This is a genomic window from Pseudomonas fulva NBRC 16637 = DSM 17717, assembly GCF_000730565.1.
Taxonomy (GTDB): domain Bacteria; phylum Pseudomonadota; class Gammaproteobacteria; order Pseudomonadales; family Pseudomonadaceae; genus Aquipseudomonas; species Aquipseudomonas fulva.
Window position 1 is genome coordinate 309,600 of the sequence record NZ_BBIQ01000001.1, and the last position, 18,057, is coordinate 327,656.

The 18,057-nt window shown below is 59.7% G+C and carries 16 protein-coding genes; 6 read left to right on the top strand and 10 right to left on the bottom strand.

The window, feature by feature from the left end; genetic code table 11:
- Window positions 1-12 precede the first annotated feature (12 nt).
- Entirely contained in the window at window positions 13-1,068 is a 1,056-nt protein-coding gene (locus PFU01S_RS01440) for an HAD family hydrolase (RefSeq protein ID WP_028686703.1), read from the top strand.
- Between the two features lie 246 nt (window positions 1,069-1,314).
- On the opposite strand, the gene PFU01S_RS01445 is transcribed toward PFU01S_RS01440, so the two are convergent.
- Both PFU01S_RS01445 and ilvD read right to left on the bottom strand, forming a co-directional pair.
- Entirely contained in the window at window positions 1,315-2,694 is a 1,380-nt protein-coding gene (locus PFU01S_RS01445) for a cation:dicarboxylate symporter family transporter (RefSeq protein WP_028686702.1), read from the bottom strand.
- A gap of 416 nt (window positions 2,695-3,110) precedes the next feature.
- Window positions 3,111-4,952, bottom strand: coding sequence for a dihydroxy-acid dehydratase (ilvD, locus tag PFU01S_RS01450; protein WP_027913475.1), 1,842 nt, complete (start codon window positions 4,950-4,952; stop codon window positions 3,111-3,113).
- A gap of 474 nt (window positions 4,953-5,426) precedes the next feature.
- On the opposite strand from ilvD, the gene PFU01S_RS01455 reads away from it, so the two are divergent.
- On the top strand, window positions 5,427-6,083 hold the full coding sequence (locus PFU01S_RS01455; RefSeq protein ID WP_081728175.1) for a magnesium transporter: 657 nt from the start codon (window positions 5,427-5,429) through the stop codon (window positions 6,081-6,083).
- A gap of 166 nt (window positions 6,084-6,249) precedes the next feature.
- On the opposite strand, the gene PFU01S_RS01460 is transcribed toward PFU01S_RS01455, so the two are convergent.
- The 3 genes from PFU01S_RS01460 to PFU01S_RS01470 all read right to left on the bottom strand — a co-directional run bounded on the left by PFU01S_RS01460 (window position 6,250) and on the right by PFU01S_RS01470 (window position 9,677).
- Window positions 6,250-7,464 carry an MFS transporter gene (locus PFU01S_RS01460; RefSeq protein ID WP_042138978.1) on the bottom strand — a complete coding sequence of 405 codons (1,215 nt, stop codon included), beginning with the start codon at window positions 7,462-7,464 and terminating at the stop codon, window positions 6,250-6,252.
- Window positions 7,465-7,877: 413 nt separating this feature from the next.
- A complete protein-coding gene (locus PFU01S_RS01465; protein WP_028686701.1) occupies window positions 7,878-9,074 on the bottom strand; it encodes a class I SAM-dependent rRNA methyltransferase in 1,197 nt (398 codons plus the stop codon).
- A 66-nt stretch (window positions 9,075-9,140) separates the two neighbouring features.
- A complete protein-coding gene (locus PFU01S_RS01470) occupies window positions 9,141-9,677 on the bottom strand; it encodes a type 1 glutamine amidotransferase domain-containing protein (protein WP_027913479.1) in 537 nt (178 codons plus the stop codon).
- 190 nt (window positions 9,678-9,867) lie between these two features.
- Here PFU01S_RS01470 and PFU01S_RS01475 point away from each other — a divergent pair, with 190 nt between their 5' ends.
- Together PFU01S_RS01475 and mutM are read left to right on the top strand one after the other, a co-directional pair.
- Complete coding sequence (locus PFU01S_RS01475) at window positions 9,868-10,686, top strand: HDOD domain-containing protein (RefSeq protein WP_173645904.1); 819 nt, start codon at window positions 9,868-9,870, stop codon at window positions 10,684-10,686.
- A 3-nt stretch (window positions 10,687-10,689) separates the two neighbouring features.
- On the top strand, window positions 10,690-11,502 hold the full coding sequence (mutM, locus tag PFU01S_RS01480) for a bifunctional DNA-formamidopyrimidine glycosylase/DNA-(apurinic or apyrimidinic site) lyase (protein ID WP_028686700.1): 813 nt from the start codon (window positions 10,690-10,692) through the stop codon (window positions 11,500-11,502).
- A gap of 68 nt (window positions 11,503-11,570) precedes the next feature.
- Here the strand turns inward: mutM and PFU01S_RS01485 are convergent, their stop codons facing one another.
- Entirely contained in the window at window positions 11,571-11,822 is a 252-nt protein-coding gene (locus PFU01S_RS01485; protein ID WP_023532594.1) for a YfhL family 4Fe-4S dicluster ferredoxin, read from the bottom strand.
- Window positions 11,823-11,931: 109 nt separating this feature from the next.
- Complete coding sequence (gene coaD, locus PFU01S_RS01490; protein ID WP_023532462.1) at window positions 11,932-12,411, bottom strand: pantetheine-phosphate adenylyltransferase; 480 nt, start codon at window positions 12,409-12,411, stop codon at window positions 11,932-11,934.
- Between the two features lie 199 nt (window positions 12,412-12,610).
- Between coaD and PFU01S_RS01495 the strand changes: the two genes are divergently transcribed.
- Together PFU01S_RS01495 and PFU01S_RS01500 are read left to right on the top strand one after the other, a co-directional pair.
- Window positions 12,611-13,276, top strand: a complete 666-nt coding sequence (locus tag PFU01S_RS01495) for a TetR/AcrR family transcriptional regulator (RefSeq protein ID WP_027913481.1) — start codon at window positions 12,611-12,613, stop codon at window positions 13,274-13,276.
- A gap of 37 nt (window positions 13,277-13,313) precedes the next feature.
- Window positions 13,314-14,171: a sulfurtransferase gene (locus tag PFU01S_RS01500; protein ID WP_028686699.1), complete on the top strand. Its 858-nt coding sequence runs from the start codon at window positions 13,314-13,316 to the stop codon at window positions 14,169-14,171.
- A gap of 8 nt (window positions 14,172-14,179) precedes the next feature.
- On the opposite strand, the gene PFU01S_RS01505 is transcribed toward PFU01S_RS01500, so the two are convergent.
- The 3 genes from PFU01S_RS01505 to PFU01S_RS01515 all read right to left on the bottom strand — a co-directional run bounded on the left by PFU01S_RS01505 (window position 14,180) and on the right by PFU01S_RS01515 (window position 18,000).
- Window positions 14,180-15,172: a hydrolase gene (locus PFU01S_RS01505; RefSeq protein WP_028686698.1), complete on the bottom strand. Its 993-nt coding sequence runs from the start codon at window positions 15,170-15,172 to the stop codon at window positions 14,180-14,182.
- Between the two features lie 87 nt (window positions 15,173-15,259).
- Entirely contained in the window at window positions 15,260-16,660 is a 1,401-nt protein-coding gene (locus PFU01S_RS01510; protein WP_028686697.1) for a M16 family metallopeptidase, read from the bottom strand.
- Entirely contained in the window at window positions 16,657-18,000 is a 1,344-nt protein-coding gene (locus tag PFU01S_RS01515) for a M16 family metallopeptidase (RefSeq protein WP_050437982.1), read from the bottom strand. The genes PFU01S_RS01510 and PFU01S_RS01515 overlap by 4 nt, the downstream gene beginning before the upstream one ends.
- Between the last annotated feature and the right edge of the window lie 57 nt (window positions 18,001-18,057).

Genomic DNA, 18,057 nt, shown 5'->3' on the forward strand with positions numbered 1-18,057 from the left:
GGAGATTCGTACATGAACGTTGCGCTCAAAACCGCTGCCATTGGCCTATCCCTGCTGTTGAGCCTGAAAACCTTCGCTACCGAGCTTGATCATTGGCCAGCTGAAGCCGCCAAACAGCTCGACCGCATGATCACCGCCAATGCCCACAAAGGTAACTACGCGGTGTTCGACATGGACAACACCAGCTATCGCTATGACCTGGAAGAGGCCTTGCTGCCCTTCATGGAGAACAAAGGGCTGCTGAGCCGCGACAAGCTGGACCCTTCGCTGAAACTCATACCCTTCAAGGACAGCGCCGAGCACAAGGAGAGCCTGTTCAGCTACTACTACCGACTGTGCGAGATCGACGACATGGTCTGCTACCCCTGGGTGGCGCAAGTGTTTTCCGGCTTCACCCTCAAGGAACTGAAAGTACAGGTGGATGAACTCATGGCGTCTGGCAAGCCTGTGCCCAGCACCTATTACGAAGGGGGTCAGGTCAAGGCCATCGAAGTGCAGCCGCCCAAGGTCTTCAAGGGCCAGGCCGAGCTGTACAACAAGTTGATGGAGAACGGCATCGAGGTCTACGTGGTATCAGCCGCTTCCGAAGAGCTGGTGCGCATGGTCGCCTCCGACCCCAAGTACGGCTACAACGTGAAACCGCAGAACGTGATTGGAGTCAGCCTGTTGCTCAAGGATCGCGCCACGGGACAATTGACAACGGCACGCAAGCAGATCAGCGCTGGGCACTACGATGCCAAGGCTAACGAAGGGCTTGAACTGACCCCTTACCTGTGGACACCAGCCACGTGGATGGCGGGCAAGCAAGCGGCGATCCTGACCTACATTGATGAATGGAAGAAGCCCGTGCTGGTGGGCGGCGATACCCCGACCAGCGATGGCTACATGCAGTTTCATGGCGTGGATGTCGGCAAGGGCGGTATCCACCTGTGGATAAACCGCAAGCCCAAGTACATGGAGCAGCTTGAGGGGATGATCGCCAGCCAGGCAGCTGCCCAGGCCAAGGAAGGGTTGCCGGTGACGGCAGACAAGAACTGGGTGATCGTGACGCCTGAACAGATTCAGTGATGCGTGCAACGGTTTCCTCGTGAGCCAGGCGGTGAACACCGTTAAAAGCTTTTATGGAATGCGGATCGAGTGCTGGCGCAGTGAAATGCCTGGCATCCTGAATGTCGATCACAAATAGTGGACGCATACTTTTAGCCAAGCCCATGCCGAAGAAGATGTCTAGGTGTATGACTTCCAGATGTAGGAAAGGGCCTGAACGCCTTTGCGCTCGGGCCCAGGATCGCCCTGCCGTGGCATCACGTGAACTCAAGTATGGCTCAGTGTTGCTGATTCATCACCAGCCGGCATTGGCTTGTCGGTGTCCTTGAGCAATTGGCTGGTCACTACGCCTGCCGTCATTGATCCGTTCACGCTCAACGCCGTACGGCCCATGGCGAGCAGTGGCTCTACCGGAATCAGCAATACCACCAATACCGCCGGCATGCCCATGACCGTCAACACGACTATCGGCATCAGTGCGCCGCCGCCAACTGTGAGCGAAGTGAGCGTGACGACACCTATAAATGCGGCGATCCACTGCGGATCCAAGGTGTCGATGCCGATAGAGGGCGCGACCAGTACCGCCAAAATGGCAGGATAGAGCCCGGAGCAGCCGCTTTGACCGAGGGTGGCTCCGAATGATGCGCTCAAGCTGGCGATCGAGTGCGGCACTCTGAGGTGGCGCGTTTGTACGTCGATGTTCAGCGGGATACTGGCCATACTCGAACTGCTGCTGAAAGCGAGAGTCAGCACCGGCCACACGTTACGGAAGAAATGCAGAGGGCTAACGCCGACTGCCGCCAGTATTATGGCGTGTATCAGGAACATCAGCATCAGGCCCAGACAGGTCACGAACACATAGCTGCCCAGCCCAATGAGATCTTGCAGGTTGGCGTTGACGACTGCTTTTGTCATCAGCGCCAGCACGCCGTAAGGCGCCAGGTTAATGATCACGGCCACCAGGCGTATCAACCAGCCTTGCAGCGTGTCGATGGCCCACAGTGCACGCCGTCCCTTTTTTGCATCTTCATTGCCCAACCGTAGGGCGGCCAGGCCAACAAAGACGGCAAAGATGATCATGCCAATGATCGAGGACGACTTGGCCTCCGGCAGCTCGCCTACCGGGTTGCTGGGGATGAGCGAGAGCAGCGTGTCTGGGATGTTCAGATCGGGGCTCTCGAATGCTTGGCTTTTGTCGTTGAATTGGAACGGGTCGAATAACTGAGCGCTTGGCGTCCACGCTTCGATAGCAAAGCTGACGAAGTTGGTCAGCAGGATACCGATCAGGGCAGCGATGGCGGTGGTCAGTAGCAGCGTGCCGATGCTCAGGACGCTGATAAGCGGCAGGGAGCGGGCAGTGCGCAGACGCGCAATGGCGTGAAGGATTGAGACGAATATCAGCGGCAGGGTGATCATCTGCAACAGTTCGACGTACCCGTCGCCCACCAGATTCAGCCACGGGCTGGTGGCCTTGAGCACGGAGCTTTCCGTGCCATAAATCCTGCGAAGGACCAAGCCGAAGGCCACCCCCAGGGCTAAGCCCAGGAGCACTTTCTTGGGCAGGCTCCAATTGGTATGACGAGTCTGGGCCAGCCCAAACAACAATGCCAGGAACGCCAGCAGGTTAAACAGCAGTGGCAGATTCATTGAAACTCCGGAAAAGGCGGCGGACTCAACGCCGTGCAATACGATTTCAAATGAAAAGGCTAACAGTCAAAAAATGGCGTTCTATATATCCAAATGGACTTTACATATTTGAAAAGGGAATAAGGGAAATTCGTCAATTCCGCTAGACCCTGCGTCTTCTGGGGGGTGTAGGCCGTTGCAGAGGTTCGCGACCACAGGGTGTCGGACTGATTTCTATCGTTCCTTTCAGGACATTCTTACGCGATCTTGCATTCAAAACCGCCACTGCCGGCGACCCCTGCTTTTGGTTAAACGCCAACGTCCCTGGACACGATCGCTGACCAGTCGATGTCAAAGATGATGTATGAGCCAAGTCACCGTTTCGGCAATAAAAAACCGGCGCTCAAGGCGCCGGTTCTTGTCCAGCTGGACGAGTATCACAGCCCTTCGAGCATCGCCTTGTTGCGCACGGCACCTTTGTCGGCACTGGTCGCCAGCAGGGCGTAGGCCTTCAAGGCTGTCGTCACCTTGCGCGGGCGTACTTCAGCCGGTTTCCAGCCCTTCTTGTCCTGCTCGGCGCGGCGCTCGGCCAGCTCGTCATCGCTGACCAGCAGGTTGATCGAGCGGTTGGGTATATCGATCAGGACCTTGTCGCCGTCGCGTACCAGGCCGATGGCGCCGCCTGCGGCGGCTTCCGGTGAGGCATGGCCAATGGACAGGCCCGAGGTGCCTCCCGAGAAGCGGCCGTCGGTGAGCAGGGCGCACGCTTTGCCCAGGCCCTTGGACTTGAGGTACGACGTGGGATAGAGCATTTCCTGCATGCCCGGGCCACCTTTCGGGCCTTCGTAGCGGATGATCACGATGTCGCCGGCTTTTACTTCGTCGGCGAGGATGCCACGCACGGCGCTATCCTGGCTTTCGAAGATCTTGGCCGTGCCTTCGAACACGTGGATCGATTCGTCGACACCGGCGGTTTTCACCACGCAGCCGTCCAGGGCGATGTTGCCGTACAGCACGGCCAGGCCACCCTCTTGTGAATACGCGTGCTCGAAGCTGCGGATGCAGCCGTTCTCGCGGTCGTCATCCAGGGTTTCCCAACGCGTCGACTGGCTGAACGCGGTCTGGGTCGGGATGCCGGCCGGGCCCGCCTTGAAGAAGGTGTGGACTGCTTCGTCGTCGGTCTGGGTGATGTCCCACTTGGCGATGGCTTCTTCCATGCTGCGGCTGTGCACGGTAGGCAGGTCGGTGTGCAGCAGGCCGCCACGGGCCAGCGAACCCAGGATGCTGAAGATACCGCCAGCGCGGTGCACGTCCTCCATGTGGTACTTCTGGATGTTGGGCGCCACCTTGCACAGTTGCGGCACCTTGCGCGACAGGCGATCGATGTCGCGCAGGTCGAACGCCACTTCGCCTTCCTGCGCCGCCGCCAGCAGGTGCAAGATGGTATTGGTCGAGCCACCCATGGCGATGTCCAGCATCATGGCGTTCTCGAACGCCTTGAAGTTGGCGATGCTGCGCGGCAGGACCGATGCGTCGTTCTCGCCGTAGTAACGTTTGCACAGCTCGACGATGGTGCGGCCGGCGGTCAGGAACAACTGCTCGCGGTCCGAATGGGTAGCCAGGGTGGAGCCGTTGCCCGGCAGGGCCAGGCCCAACGCCTCGGTCAGGCAGTTCATCGAGTTGGCGGTGAACATGCCCGAGCACGAGCCGCAGGTAGGACAGGCGCTACGCTCGTATTCGGCGACCTTTTCGTCGGAGGCCGTGCTGTCGGCGGCGATGACCATGGCATCGACCAGGTCCAGGCCATGGCTGGCCAGCTTGGTCTTGCCAGCTTCCATCGGGCCGCCGGAGACGAAGATCACCGGAATGTTCAGGCGCAAGGCGGCCATCAGCATGCCGGGGGTGATCTTGTCGCAGTTGGAGATGCAGACGATGGCATCGGCACAATGCGCGTTGACCATGTACTCCACCGCGTCGGCGATGATTTCACGGCTGGGCAGCGAGTACAGCATGCCGTCGTGGCCCATGGCGATGCCGTCATCGACCGCGATGGTGTTGAATTCCTTGGCCACGCCACCGGCGCGCTCGATCTCGCGAGCGACCAGCTGGCCCAGGTCCTTGAGGTGCACATGGCCCGGCACGAACTGGGTGAAGGAGTTGGCGATGGCGATGATCGGCTTCTTGAAGTCTTCGTCCTTCATGCCGGTGGCACGCCACAGGGCGCGTGCACCTGCCATGTTGCGGCCGTGGGTGGAAGTCTTGGAACGATAATCAGGCATGAAACACTCCTGGCGGCTTAATCAGGTCACAGAAAGGGGAGTGAGCTTCTCTTGTCCTCTGTACCGCAGGCCGGTTGCCACTGGCACGGATGGGGCCGAAGACCGCGCGGGATCGCCGCGTGCTTGGCCGGAGCTCATAAACCCGCCGGGGGATGACTGGCGATGAATAGCCCGATTCTACACCGCTGGCGCCGGGAAGGCATGACGATGTGCCCAGGTGGCGTTTTTGGGCAAAACCCGAAGTTGTAGGAACCGTCTGAAACGATCCGTGTGAGGCTGACCTGCACCTGACTTGCCATTATCATTCGGCCGCCGCATGTGCGGCTTGACGAGATGACCCTCAATGGACCTTCCCAGTTACCGGTTCACCATGAACTGCAATCTGGCACTGAGCGCGCCGCCGCCAGGGCTGCCTAGGGCTTGAGTCTGCGAGGCTGAAGCCTGCAGGCGCCTGGTCGGCGCCTGGAGAACTTCATGCAAAACCCTATCGATAAAAACACCGCTGTTTGTGCCGTAGACGCTGCGCTCGATACGCAACGGCGGCAAACCACCGAAAGCTTTCACAAAGGCGCCTCCCTCACCAACACCATCGGTGACCTGCGGCATGCGACCCTCGGGTTGCTGTACCGCAAGCGTGTGCTGTGGCTGGTGCTGCTGGTGTTCGGCAACCTGTTCTCAGGGGCCGGCATCGCGGCCTTCGAAGAAACGATTGCCGCGCACATCGCGCTGGTATTCTTTCTGCCACTGCTGGTGGACAGCGGCGGCAATGCCGGCTCGCAGTCGGCTACTCTCATGGTCAGAGGTCTGGCCACAGGCGAGGTCACGCTGAGCGACTGGGGAAGAATGCTGGGCCGTGAATTTGGCGTCGCGCTGCTGCTGGGCTGCACCATGGCGGTGGCCGTGGCATCGCTTGGGCTGCTGCGGGGCGGCCCGCAGATCGCCTTGATCGTGGCCAGCAGCATGGTGGTGATCGTGCTGGTCGGCAGCCTGATCGGCATGAGCCTGCCGTTTCTGCTGAGCCGGCTCAAGCTGGACCCTGCCACGGCCAGCGGGCCGCTGATCACCTCGATTGCCGACGCAGCAGGCGTATTGGTGTACTTCGGGATCGCGACCCAGGTGCTTGGGCTTTGAACAAGGCAACCGACTAGGTCGTGCTTGATGCCGCTCAGCTTACCGCCAACGCTGTTCAGCGTTGCGTTGAGCGGCACGCCATTTAAAGCGTAGCCGTGGGCCTTGAAGCAAAACACGCTTACTTGTCATTTGGAATAAAGTTTCCAGGCGCTACCTTTAAGCGTGCTCATGAAGAGGTCTGAGCCCCGCTTCCATCGCTTAATCTACGGATCATGCCTATCAGGCACAGAGAAGTGAGAGCGACAAGTAGAAAAACAGCACCCAGCCCGACAGGCAAGTTTTCGTGCAAGAGACTTACGAAGCCGCTGGCGATTGCGCCTACGGCGAAAACCAGCGCGCTCAGTAAGGCGGAGGATGCGCCCGCTTCGTTCGGTCGGCACTCCAAAGCGCAGGTAGTCGCGGCGCAGCGACACAGGCATGTGCCGGCTGTGCTGAGCACCATCGGAAGCAGCAGGGACGGGGCTGATGGTTGTTTGATCCAATGCCATACGAAGATGAAGGCGCCAGCTACAGCAATTAGGCCTACACCTAAAAAGAGCTGTGCTAACGAACTTGCACGACGGTTGATGAGCGTTGCGGCCACACCCCCTATAACATAAGCCATGCCATAAAATATGAATGCCACTGAGAACTGATAAGGCGTGAAATGCAGGATTTTTATAAACAATAACGGTGAGGCCACAATGAAGGAGAAGTGGCAGGCGAAGCCCAGTGCGGCGAGAATGGAGTAGCGAATAAACAGTTTATCCAGCATCAGTTTGGCGTAAGATTGCACGATAGAGGGGCTGTGTGACGATTCAGTACTGTCTTTTTCAAGTAGCGATTGGGCGGCAAATAACGTCATTCCCGTCAAGGCGATAAATACTACAAAGCTGCTTTGCCAGCTAAAATGACTTTGCAGCCAACTGCCAATCAACGGTGACACGGAGATAAACAATCCGCTTGCGGTAATTTGGACGATCCTGGCAGCGTTTCTCCGCGTATTATCAAAAAAATCTTGTACAAGCGGTTGTGTGAGAACAAAGCAGCCGCACCCTAAAGCCTGGATTACTCTGAAGGCGACGAACAGCGCGTATCGTTCGGTCAGTAGGCATCCTAAAGCACCGATCGATGCCACCCACAGTCCCCAAATTAGAAGTCGTTTCCTTCCAAGTTTATCTGACAGTGGGCCGATGACCAGTTGCGAGAAGGCCATGGCCAGTACAAAATAACCCACTGATAGCGCGATATTGTTAGGACCCGTATCTAGATGTTTAGCTATCGGTTGGAACGAAGGTAAGATGACATCAATCGGAAAGACCCCTAGCATAGTGATCAGTAACAAAAAACCTGTTAACGCTATGGGTGAATGTTGAATGGCGTTTTTTTCAGTTTCACCCATGTGTAAGGCCTGCTTTTTCTAATGCATCTCTGTATTTAGGGATGTCTAATATTCCCGCCTTCCTTATGGCGATGACTGTTTCTGATCCAGCCAGTATTAAGCGATTATTCGCCACTTTTAGCAATCTCGGATCATAGGCTGTGCCATGGTCTCTCGCATTATTTTGGCACTACAACGTGATTGAGATTTTCAGTTATTTAAATTCCAATTGAGGTTCATTCATTGTTGTTTTCTCCTGTTTGTCGCGGGGTTGCGACACTTTCGAGCCTAGCAGTTAGGTCAACATGTGCAATCTTGTTCATGCTGAGAAACTTCCGATGTGGCTGTGGGAAAAGTTACTTAGGATTATACATTTGAAACAGTCCACCAAAAAAAACCGGCTTTCGCCGGTTTTTTTTTAGAGGTTCATAGTGTTAACTGTTAGGCAGCAACCGGCAGGTAATGCTCTTGATGTAGCGGGTTTCACCAATCGCCGGGTGCACCGGATGGTCAGGGCCCTGACCACCGCGCTCGAGCAACTGCATGTTGCGGTCCAGGTGACGGGCACTGGTCAGCAGGATGTTGTGCAGGTCGTCTTCGGGTAGGTGCATCGAGCAGGAAGCACTGACCAGAATGCCGTCCTTGTTCAGCATGCGCATGGCCTGCTCGTTGAGCCTGCGGTAGGCAGCCTCGCCGTTCTTCAGGTCTTTCTTGCGCTTGATGAAGGCGGGCGGGTCGGCAATGATCACGTCGAAGCGTTCCTCGGCTGCCTTGAGTTCGCGCAAGACTTCGAAGACGTCGCCCTCGATGCAGGTCAGCTTGTCACCGATACCGTTGAGCTGGGCGTTGCGTTCAACGCCATCCAAGGCAAAGCCCGAGGCATCGACGCAGAACACTTCGCTGGCGCCGAAGGCTCCTGCCTGCACGCCCCAACCGCCGATGTAGCTGAACAGGTCGAGTACGCGCTTGCCCTGAACATAGGGGGCCAGGCGTGCACGGTTCATGCGGTGGTCATAGAACCAGCCGGTTTTCTGGCCTTCACGGACCGGGGCTTCGAAACGGACACCGTTTTCTTCCAGCGGTACCCAATCCGGGACTTCACCGTAGACGGTTTCCACATAGCGCTGCAGGCCTTCGGCATCGCGGGCTGCCGAATCGTTCTTGAACAGGATGCCGCTCGGCTTGAGCACCTGGACCAGCGCCGCGATGACCTCATCCTTGTGCGCTTCCATGGTTGCCGATGCCAGTTGCACCACCAGAATGTCGAAGAAGCGATCGACGACCAGCCCCGGCAGCCAATCGGAATCGCCATAGACAAGTCGGTAGCACGGCTTGTCGAACAGGCGCTCGCGCAGGGACAAGGCCACGTTCAGGCGGTGCACCAGCAGCGATTTGTCCAGCGGCAGTTTAACGTCGCGTGACAGCAGACGGGCGCAGATCAGGTTATTGGGGCTTAGGGCAACGATGCCCAGTGGTTTGCCGTTGGCGGCTTCGAGCACGGCCTGCTGACCGGCCTGCAAGCCTTGAAGCGGGGTGGCGGCAACGTCCACTTCGTTGCTGTAGACCCACAGGTGGCCTGCGCGCAGGCGGCGGTCGGCATTGGCTTTAAGGCGAAGACTGGGCAGGGACATGACGTCGCTCCGGAAAAAAGAGCGGGAGTATAACCCCTACCCAGCCTTATTGCTGAGCGCCAGCGGTCAGGACGACAGGGCCTGGATCAGTGCCTTGTTGAAGGCAGGGATGTCATCGGGCTGCCGGCTGCTGATCAGGTTCCCGTCAACCACCACTTCTTCGTCGACCCACTCGGCGCCAGCGTTGCGCAGGTCATCCTTCAGGGTCTTGAAGCTGGTCATGCGCTTGCCCTGGGTCAAGCCGCTCGAAATCAGCAGCCAGCCGCCGTGGCAGATCACGGCAATCGGTTTGCCGGCTGCGTCATGGCTTTTGACGATTTTCTGGGCGCCTTCAACCAGGCGAATGGTGTCCGAGTTCTGTACGCCGCCTGGCAGGACCACGGCATCATAAAGCTCGCTGGCGCTGTCGAAGGTGCCGTCGACCTTGAACTCGTCCGCGGGCTCGTCGTGGTTCCAGCCGCGCACCGTGCCTTGCTTTTCGCTCAGCACGTGCACCTGCGCACCTGCCTGCTGCAGGGCGTCACGCGGGCCTGTCAATTCCACCTGTTCGAAGCCATCAGTCACCAGGATGGCCACGCGCTTGCCGTTCAATTCAGTACCCATGGGCCTTGCTCCTTTACTCGATGAATATGATAAACAGGCCCATCCGCGCTTGTGAAAGTTCAAGTTCACTGATCCAGCGGTTAGTTCTGTGGGGTGCATCGCGGTAGAATTGGCAGTCCCATACGAGTGTGCACGCATGTCCCAAGAACTCACCGCCGAACAGATCCAGCAAGCCTTGCAAGGCATCACCATCCCGCCGCAGCCGCAGATCATGGTCGATTTGCAGTTCGAGCAGTACATGCCTGATCCGGACCTGGAAACCATCGCCAAACTGATCGCACAGGACCCTGGGTTGTCGGGCGCCTTGCTCAAGCTGGTCAACTCGGCGCACTTTGGCCTGTCCAACAAGATAGGCTCGATCCAGCGTGCGGTGAACTTGCTGGGTAGTCGTTCGATCATCAACTTGATCAACGCGCAGTCGATCAAGGGCGAAATGAGCGATGAAACCATCGTCACGCTCAACCGGTTCTGGGATACCGCGCAGGATGTGGCGATGACCTGCCTGACGCTGGCCAAGCGCACGGGTATTCAGCCTGCCGACGAAGCCTATACCCTCGGCTTGTTCCACGACTGCGGCGTTCCGCTGATGCTAAAGCGCTTCCCCACGTACATGGATGTGCTCGAAGAAGCCTATGCAAAAACCGACGAGCAGACCCGCGTCGTGGACACGGAGAACCGCGCCTTCAACACCAATCATGCCGTCGTCGGCTATTTCACGGCCAAGTCCTGGCGCTTGCCCGAACACCTGACCGGGGCCATCGCCAACCACCACAACGCGCTGGCGGTGTTTCGCGATGACAGCGCCCGCAACAACCAGAGCCAGATGAAAAACCTGTTGGCGGTGCTCAAGATGGCCGAGCATATCTGTGCCTCCTACCGGGTATTGGGCAACCAGTCGGTGGATCAGGAATGGAACGTAGTGGGGCCGCTGGTGCTCGATTACATAGGCTTGTCGGAATATGACTTCGACAACCTCAAACAGAACATCCGAGAACTAGGTGGGCACTGATACATGCCTGAGTTACCCGAGGTAGAGACCACCCGGCGCGGTATTGCACCGCACGTCGAAGGTCAGCGCGTCAGCCGCGTGGTCGTGCGTGACCGCCGCTTGCGCTGGCCGATCCCGGAAGACCTGGACGTGCGGCTCTCCGGGCAGCGCATCGTCACGGTCGAACGCCGGGCCAAGTACCTGCTGATCAATGCCGAAGTGGGCACCCTGATCAGCCACTTGGGCATGTCGGGCAATCTACGGCTGGTGGAGGCGGGCTTGCCGGCTGGCAAGCATGAGCACGTGGACATCGAGCTCGAATCCGGTCTGATGCTGCGCTATACCGACCCGCGCCGCTTTGGCGCCATGCTCTGGAGCCAAGACCCGCTCAACCATCAATTGCTGCTGCGGCTCGGCCCCGAACCGCTGACCGACCTGTTTGACGGTGAGCGACTGTTCCAGCTGTCCCGAGGCCGTTCGATGGCGGTCAAGCCCTTCATCATGGACAACGCCGTGGTCGTTGGGGTGGGCAACATCTATGCGACCGAAGCACTGTTCGCTGCCGGCATCGATCCGCGCCGAGCGGCCGGTGGCATCTCGCGGGCGCGATACCTGAAGCTGGCCATCGAGATCAAACGCGTGCTGGCGGCCGCCATCGAACTGGGCGGCACCACGCTGCGCGATTTCATCGGCGGTGATGGCCAGCCAGGGTACTTCCAGCAGACACTGTTCGCCTACGGGCGCGGCGGCTTGCCCTGCAAGGTGTGTGGCACCGAGTTGCGGGATGTGAAGCTTGGGCAACGCGCCAGTGTGTTCTGCCCGCGCTGCCAACGCTGAGGCCGTGCGCGCTTCGGGATGATCGCCATGGAGAGGCCGATGCGCGAGGATGCCGACGGCCGGCAGCGTCAGGCCTTGCCAGTGATCTTGAGGTACTTGGCCATCAGTTGCTCTTCGCTTTCCGGGTGCGCCTCATCCAGTGGGATGCAGTCGACCGGGCAGACCTGCTGGCACTGCGGCTCGTCGTAATGACCCACGCACTGGGTGCACAGGTTGGGGTCGATCACGTAGATCTCTTCGCCTTGGGAGATGGCCTCGTTGGGGCACTCGGGTTCGCAGACGTCGCAGTTGATGCAATCGTCGGTGATGATCAGGGACATGGGGGCTCCGGCCGGGGCTCAGCGCCCGGGCATGTTCAACGCAATGGGCACAATTGTGCCGCATTCGCGCCTGCAGTGCACGCAGGCGCGACGATCTGGAACAGCGGCTTTACTTCTTGAAGCGTTCAGTCAGCGCATCGGCCACGGCCGGGTGCACGAATTTGCTGATATCGCCCCCCAGTGCGGCTATTTCGCGGACCAGGGTCGACGAGATGAACGAGTACCGCTCCGACGGCGTGAGAAACAGGCTCTCGACGTCGGGTGCCAGTTGACGGTTCATGTTCGCCAGCTGGAACTCGTATTCGAAGTCCGACACTGCACGCAAACCCCGAAGGAACACATTGGCACCTTGCTCCTTGGCAAAATGCGCCAGCAACGAGGAAAAGCCGATGACTTCGACATTGGGCAGGTGCCTGGTGACCTCACGGGCCAGCTCCACGCGTTGTTCCAGCGGGAACAAAGGGTTTTTCTTGGGGCTGGCGGCCACTGCAATGATCACGGTGTCGAACAGCCGCGAGGCGCGCTCGACCAGATCGCCATGGCCTTTGGTAATGGGGTCGAAAGTACCCGGGTACAACACTCGGTTCATCGCGTCATCCTGGCTGGAGTGCGTTGGGGAGTCGGATGGTAGCGCAGCGACTGCGCCCGGCCAAGTCATGCGGCCGGCCAAGGCACTATACTTTGGGCCAGCCAATGGTGCGAGGGCACGGCGCTTTGATACGGTGCATCGCCTTGGCAATACCTCGTACCATGGCGGTTTTCACTGCTCCGTAGACAGGATGCTGGACATGGCCCGGCCCATCAAGACCCGCGAGAGAATCGTTCAGAGCAGCCTTGAGCTGTTCAATCAGTCGGGCGAACGCAGCGTCAGCACCAACCATATCGCGGCGCACCTGGGCATCTCGCCAGGCAATCTCTATTACCATTTCCCCAACAAGCAGGCGATCATCGCGGTTTTGTTCAGCCAGTACGAAACGCACGTAGACAGTTTTCTGCGTCCGCCGCAGGGGCGCCCGCTGGCGGTGCAGGACAAGCGGTTCTACTTGCAGGCGCTGCTGGCTGCCATGTGGAACTACCGTTTCCTGCACCGGGACCTGGAGCATCTGCTGGGCAGCGATGCTGAGCTGGCAGCCCGTTATCGGCGCTTCTCCGCACGCTGCATGCGTCAGGGCAAGGCCATTTACCGCGGCTTCGTCGAGGCGGGTATTCTGGCGATGAACCCCGCGCAGCAGGAGTCGCTGACCATCAATGCCTGGATCGTGCTCACCTCGTGGGTGCGCTTTCTCAGCACGACCCGGGAGCATGCAACGCACCTGGGTGAAGAAGCGTTCAAGCGGGGCGTCTATCAGGTGCTGGCCCTTGAGCTGGGGTTCGTCACCGAGCCTGCGCGCAATGCCGTGCAGGCCTTGTGCAGCGAGTTTCACGTACCGTTCATTCAGGCGCTTGAGCACTAGCGCCCGGGCCCGGGATTACATCGATCAGGAGATTGTCATGTCACTTGCGCAGTTGATCACCCCGCAGCAGTTGGCCGAGCGGCTGGATTCACCCGGCCTTGTCATTCTCGACTGTCGTTTCGCCCTTGAGGATGTGGATTACGGTCAGCGCAGTTACGCCTTGGGTCACATCGAAGGGGCGCACTTTGCCGACCTTGAGCGAGACTTCAGCGGCCCGGTCAGCAAGGGTGTGACAGGGCGACACCCGCTGCCTGATCCAGAAAAGCTGGTAGCGCGCCTGCGCGAATGGGGCGTAGATAACGAGAGCGACGTGGTGCTGTACGACGACGGTACCGGTGCCTATGCGGCGCGAGGCTGGTGGCTGCTGGCCTGGCTGGGCAAACGCAGTGGCGTTGCAATCCTGGACGGCGGCCTGACCGCCTGGCACGCCGCGCACCTGCCATTGAGCCTGGATCCCCCGGCCCGGCGCGAAGGCAACTTCAGCGGCCAGCCCGATGAGGCCATGCTGATCGATGCCGAAAGCCTGGTTCAGCGCCTGGGCAGCTCAGACCTGACCCTGCTGGATGCGCGCGCATTGCCACGTTTTCGTGGCGACATGGAACCCATCGACCCAGTGGCAGGACACATCCCTGGCGCACGCTGCGCCGCCTTCACCGAGAACCTTGGCAGCGACGGCCGGTTTCTTCCGCCCGAGCAACTCCGGCAACGTTTCGAGCAGCAGCTGCAGGGACGCGCGCCTGAGCATCTGGTTGCGTACTGCGGTTCAGGGGTAACGGCGTGTCATAACCTGTTCGCGCTGGCATTGGCCGGTTACCCGCTCGGCAAACTGTATGCAGGCTCATGGAGTGAGTGGATCACCCGCCCTGAGCATGCAGTGGCAACGGGCGACCAGTAGGCCCTCCACTACAGGCCTTCGCGTAACCATTGCGGAATTCGGCGCTCCAGGTAATAGCCCGGTTTTCGCAGGCTGCCGTCGACGAACCCGACATGGCCACCCTGAGCGTGCAGCTCAAGCTCGGTCCCTGGGGCCAGCTCATCTGCCGTCGGCACGCTCAGAGGCGAGACGAAGGGGTCGTCGCTGGCCTGGATGATCAGGGTCCGGGTACGGTTATGGCTCAGGTAGAAGCCACTTGAAGCGCGGCGATAATAGTCGTGCACATCCTGAAAACCGTTCAGCGGTGCAGTGACCTTGGCATCGAAATCCCAGAACGTGCGCAAGCCATGCAGTGGACCGAGCTGCTCCAGGATTGCCAGCCGTTCTGGGTGACCATGGTCTTTGAACAGGCGCTGCTTGACCTGCACATAGGCCAGCATCTCGCGCATGAAATGCGCCTGGTACACCTTCGAAAACCCCAGGCCGATACGATCGGCACACTGATCCAGGCGAAAAGGCACGGAAACGGCGACTGCCGCCTGCAACCGGCTGTTGTCACCCTGTTCGCCCAGGTATTTGAGCAGGACATTGCCTCCCAGGGAGTAGCCCACCGCGTACAGGGGCGCCAGCGGCCTTTTGGCACACAGGTGACTGACGATCTCAGCCAGGTCCTCACTGGCGCCGGAATGGTAGCTGCGGGGCAGCAGGTTCGGTTCCCCAGAGCAGCCCCGCCAGTTCGCCGCGACGCTCGCCCAGCCCAGTGCGTGCAGCGCCTGTTGCAAGCCTTTGACATAGGGTGAGCCCGATGACCCCGTCAACCCGTGAAGCACCAGCACCAGCGGCGCATGGGGCTGGTGCGGGCCATGCCAGTCAAGGTCGATGAAGTCCCCGTCCGCCAGCCAGATGCGTTCGCGCTCGCGTTGCAGCGTCGGCGTCTTGCGCCACAGCGGTCCCCACAATGTTTGCAGGTGAGGGTTGGAAAGGCCTTTGGCAGGATGAAACAGGGCGCTGGAACTTGGCATGCTGGGCAACTCGTGATGTGCCCGGCTAGAGTGCCATGAAACAGCGCTTGTATCAGCCTTCACTGACTCGCCTTACCCCGTGCTCGCCTATCGCTGGGCTGGCTCCGGCGCAGGCAAGGGGGACTGCTCAGCGTCGGGGCCGAGGGTGACGAATACCTGAGGTGCCTTTCGCCACCACACCTGCGCCACTTCACGAAGGTATGCAGGGGTCAATGAAGCAAGCCTGTCCAGATGGGTGGTCAGGTAATCGGCGGGCAAGCCCTGATGGCTGTGCGTGGCCAATGTCGCTGCCAGATGTGCGCTGTCGGCCAGTTGGCGGTGCAGCCGGGCAGCGATCTGATTGACGGCCATGTCGCACTCGACCTGAGTTGGCCCACGTGTGTGCAGGCAGTCCAGCATCCCTGCGACCAGTGCATGTGAAGCTTCCCGGTATTGGGGGGCGACGTCCCAGTGTATGTGCAGCAGTGTTCCAGCATCCAAGTGCCTGAGTTTGGTGGTGACCGTGTAGGTCAGCCCTCGCAGATGGCGCAGTTCCTGAGGCAAGCGCGCTTCGTGGTTGCCGCCCAGAATCTCGGTCAGCAACTCCAGTGCAGCATAGACCGGGTCGCTGGGTAGCACAGGAACGGCCACTGTCAGCATTGCCTGAGTTGCACTGCCAGGGTGCGTGATATGGTGTGACAGCGGCGACTGCTCAGCCAGCATGGACGGCGGCTGCGCTGCCCACTGCTGCGGCAAATCACGTGTCAGGTCATTGACCAGTTGCTCTGCGTCGTCCCGGCTAAGGTCGCCGACCAGCCCTATGTCGAGGTTATTGGCCGAGTAGGCCTTTGCATGAAAAGCCCGCACTTGGTCAGTGGTCAAGGGGCCGATGATCCCAGCATCGGCGTGCGACGCGTACGGATGGCCGCTGAAGACATGACCGGTGGTTGTATTGATCAGGCGTGCCAGCGGATTGAGTTTTTGCCGGCCTTGGTAGAGCGCTATTCGATCACGTATCTTCGTAACGTCCTCTGAGCGAAACGCAGGGCGAGCCAGCATCTGCGCCAGCGTTTGCGAAACTGCTCGCAGCAAACCGGGTGTGCTCAGGCACCTTAGCGTGATCGTGGCTTTTTCTTCGCTCAACGAGCGTCCCACGATGGCGCCCCTTGCAGCCATTTGCTCGGCAAATTGCGCCGCGCTCAGGGTTGCCGTGCCCTGATCAAGGCTGTAGAGCGTCAGCGCGGCCAGCCCTGGGTGATCGCCATCAAGTGCGCTACCTGCCCGGAATCGCAGCACCAGATCAATCATGGGGCGATCATGCGTAGCCATGAAACTGACCTTCGTGCCTTGCGCCGTCTCCCACCGCTCAGCCGTGGCCAGGAGTGCAGGAGGCTGGTCGAGTTCGACACGCTGGGTCGAGCTCAGCCTTGCCATCGCTTGCCGCGCCGTATCGATGGCAGGCCCTTGGCACAGCACAGGTGCTGGTTGGCGTATCTGATCGTCGTTCATGCTTGCGCTCCTGGTAGAAGAGAGGTGGTGGTCAGCCGCTCACGCCCCAGATAAGTGCGCGCTACCTGCTGCACCTGAGCACTGTCGATGATCGATATCAGGCGCGCATGTTCGTCGATCAGGCTTGCTGGTTGCCCTGTCGCGGCCATGGCGCCGATTTGCGAAGCTTGGGCCGTTGCGCTGTCGAGAGAGAAAAGCTGGCGGGCGAGCAGTCGCAGCTTTATCTGCTGCAACTGTTCAGCCGACAAGGCTTCGGTTTGCAAGCGTGCTATCTGCTCATAAGTCGCTTCAGTAGCTTGTTCGAGGGTCGCATTCAGTGTGTTCACGTAGGCTGAGAAGGTGATTACGGTGTCGCCACGTACAAGGGGGTCATAGGTTGCGGCAACGCCTGTCAGCAGGCCCCGTCCCCTGACAAGTTCGGCATACAGCCAAGCGCTGGAGCCCTCGGCCAGCACTTCACAGATCAGCTCGAGGGTTTTGCTCGTGAGTGCATCGTTGGCTGTGGCACAACTGGGGACGTTGAAGGACATCAGCAGGCCATGGCTAAGGCCGGGCAAGCTAACGGCCTGGCTGCGTTCCGCCATTGGAGCGTCTGAGCGGGGAAAAGGCGAGTCTGGCAGCTGACCGCGCTCCAGGTGCGCGAAGTACGTTTCGACCTGCTGTTTCAACGTTTCCAGTTCCACGTTGCCCACCACGACGAGCGTGGCGTTGTTAGGCCGGTAGCGGGTGGTGTACCACTGCCGCAGCGTTGGCAGGTCGATGTTCTGTAGATCTATCGCCGAACCGAAGCTTGGGGTCGCATACGGGCTGCTGCCGTGAGCCAGGGCCAAGTGACGGTCGTAGGCTTGCTGGATGGGCTGGGCGTCTACTTTCAGGCGTCGTTCGTCAGCGATCGCCTTGGCGCCTCGTGTCAACTCGGGCAACCCGAATGTGGCCGTGTCCATGGCATCTGCCAACAGTTCGAGCGCAACGGGCAGGCGCGATGCAGGCAACAACATGTCGAAAGAGGTGGCATCGAGGAGAGTACTGGCATTGGCCTGTCCCGCAAGGCGGGCAACGACTTTCGCGTACTGCCCAGGCTCAAGCTTGCGGCTGCCTTCGAAGATGACGTGTTCGAGCAAGTGCGAGAGGTTTGTCTGCCCTGCTGGCTCGTGACGGGTACCGACGTTGTACCAGAGCTGGACGGCGGCGAGGGCATTTCGGCTCTGCTGTCTCAGGTAGACGGACAGGCCGTTTTCAAGCGTGAAATGCTGCACAGGGGAGGGGCTGGCGCCTGCAAGAGAGGCAAGCGCCGCCGAGACATCATCGGCCAGTGAAGGCGCGGAGAGCGATACGGTCATGCTGAGGTGCTCGGATGGCTAGAGACCCGAGCAGCATCAGTCAACGTGGGGCGCCAG

Coding starts and splice junctions, on each gene's coding strand:
- PFU01S_RS01460 (WP_042138978.1), bottom strand. CDS start 7,464: ATGGGTGAAACTGAAAAAAACGCCATTCAACATTCACCCATAGCGTTA.
- PFU01S_RS01455 (WP_081728175.1), top strand. CDS start 5,427: ATGCAAAACCCTATCGATAAAAACACCGCTGTTTGTGCCGTAGACGCT.
- PFU01S_RS01495 (WP_027913481.1), top strand. CDS start 12,611: ATGGCCCGGCCCATCAAGACCCGCGAGAGAATCGTTCAGAGCAGCCTT.
- PFU01S_RS01500 (WP_028686699.1), top strand. CDS start 13,314: ATGTCACTTGCGCAGTTGATCACCCCGCAGCAGTTGGCCGAGCGGCTG.
- PFU01S_RS01515 (WP_050437982.1), bottom strand. CDS start 18,000: ATGACCGTATCGCTCTCCGCGCCTTCACTGGCCGATGATGTCTCGGCG.
- PFU01S_RS01510 (WP_028686697.1), bottom strand. CDS start 16,660: ATGAACGACGATCAGATACGCCAACCAGCACCTGTGCTGTGCCAAGGG.
- PFU01S_RS01445 (WP_028686702.1), bottom strand. CDS start 2,694: ATGAATCTGCCACTGCTGTTTAACCTGCTGGCGTTCCTGGCATTGTTG.
- ilvD (WP_027913475.1), bottom strand. CDS start 4,952: ATGCCTGATTATCGTTCCAAGACTTCCACCCACGGCCGCAACATGGCA.
- PFU01S_RS01465 (WP_028686701.1), bottom strand. CDS start 9,074: ATGTCCCTGCCCAGTCTTCGCCTTAAAGCCAATGCCGACCGCCGCCTG.
- PFU01S_RS01485 (WP_023532594.1), bottom strand. CDS start 11,822: ATGTCCCTGATCATCACCGACGATTGCATCAACTGCGACGTCTGCGAA.
- mutM (WP_028686700.1), top strand. CDS start 10,690: ATGCCTGAGTTACCCGAGGTAGAGACCACCCGGCGCGGTATTGCACCG.
- PFU01S_RS01470 (WP_027913479.1), bottom strand. CDS start 9,677: ATGGGTACTGAATTGAACGGCAAGCGCGTGGCCATCCTGGTGACTGAT.
- PFU01S_RS01440 (WP_028686703.1), top strand. CDS start 13: ATGAACGTTGCGCTCAAAACCGCTGCCATTGGCCTATCCCTGCTGTTG.
- coaD (WP_023532462.1), bottom strand. CDS start 12,411: ATGAACCGAGTGTTGTACCCGGGTACTTTCGACCCCATTACCAAAGGC.
- PFU01S_RS01505 (WP_028686698.1), bottom strand. CDS start 15,172: ATGCCAAGTTCCAGCGCCCTGTTTCATCCTGCCAAAGGCCTTTCCAAC.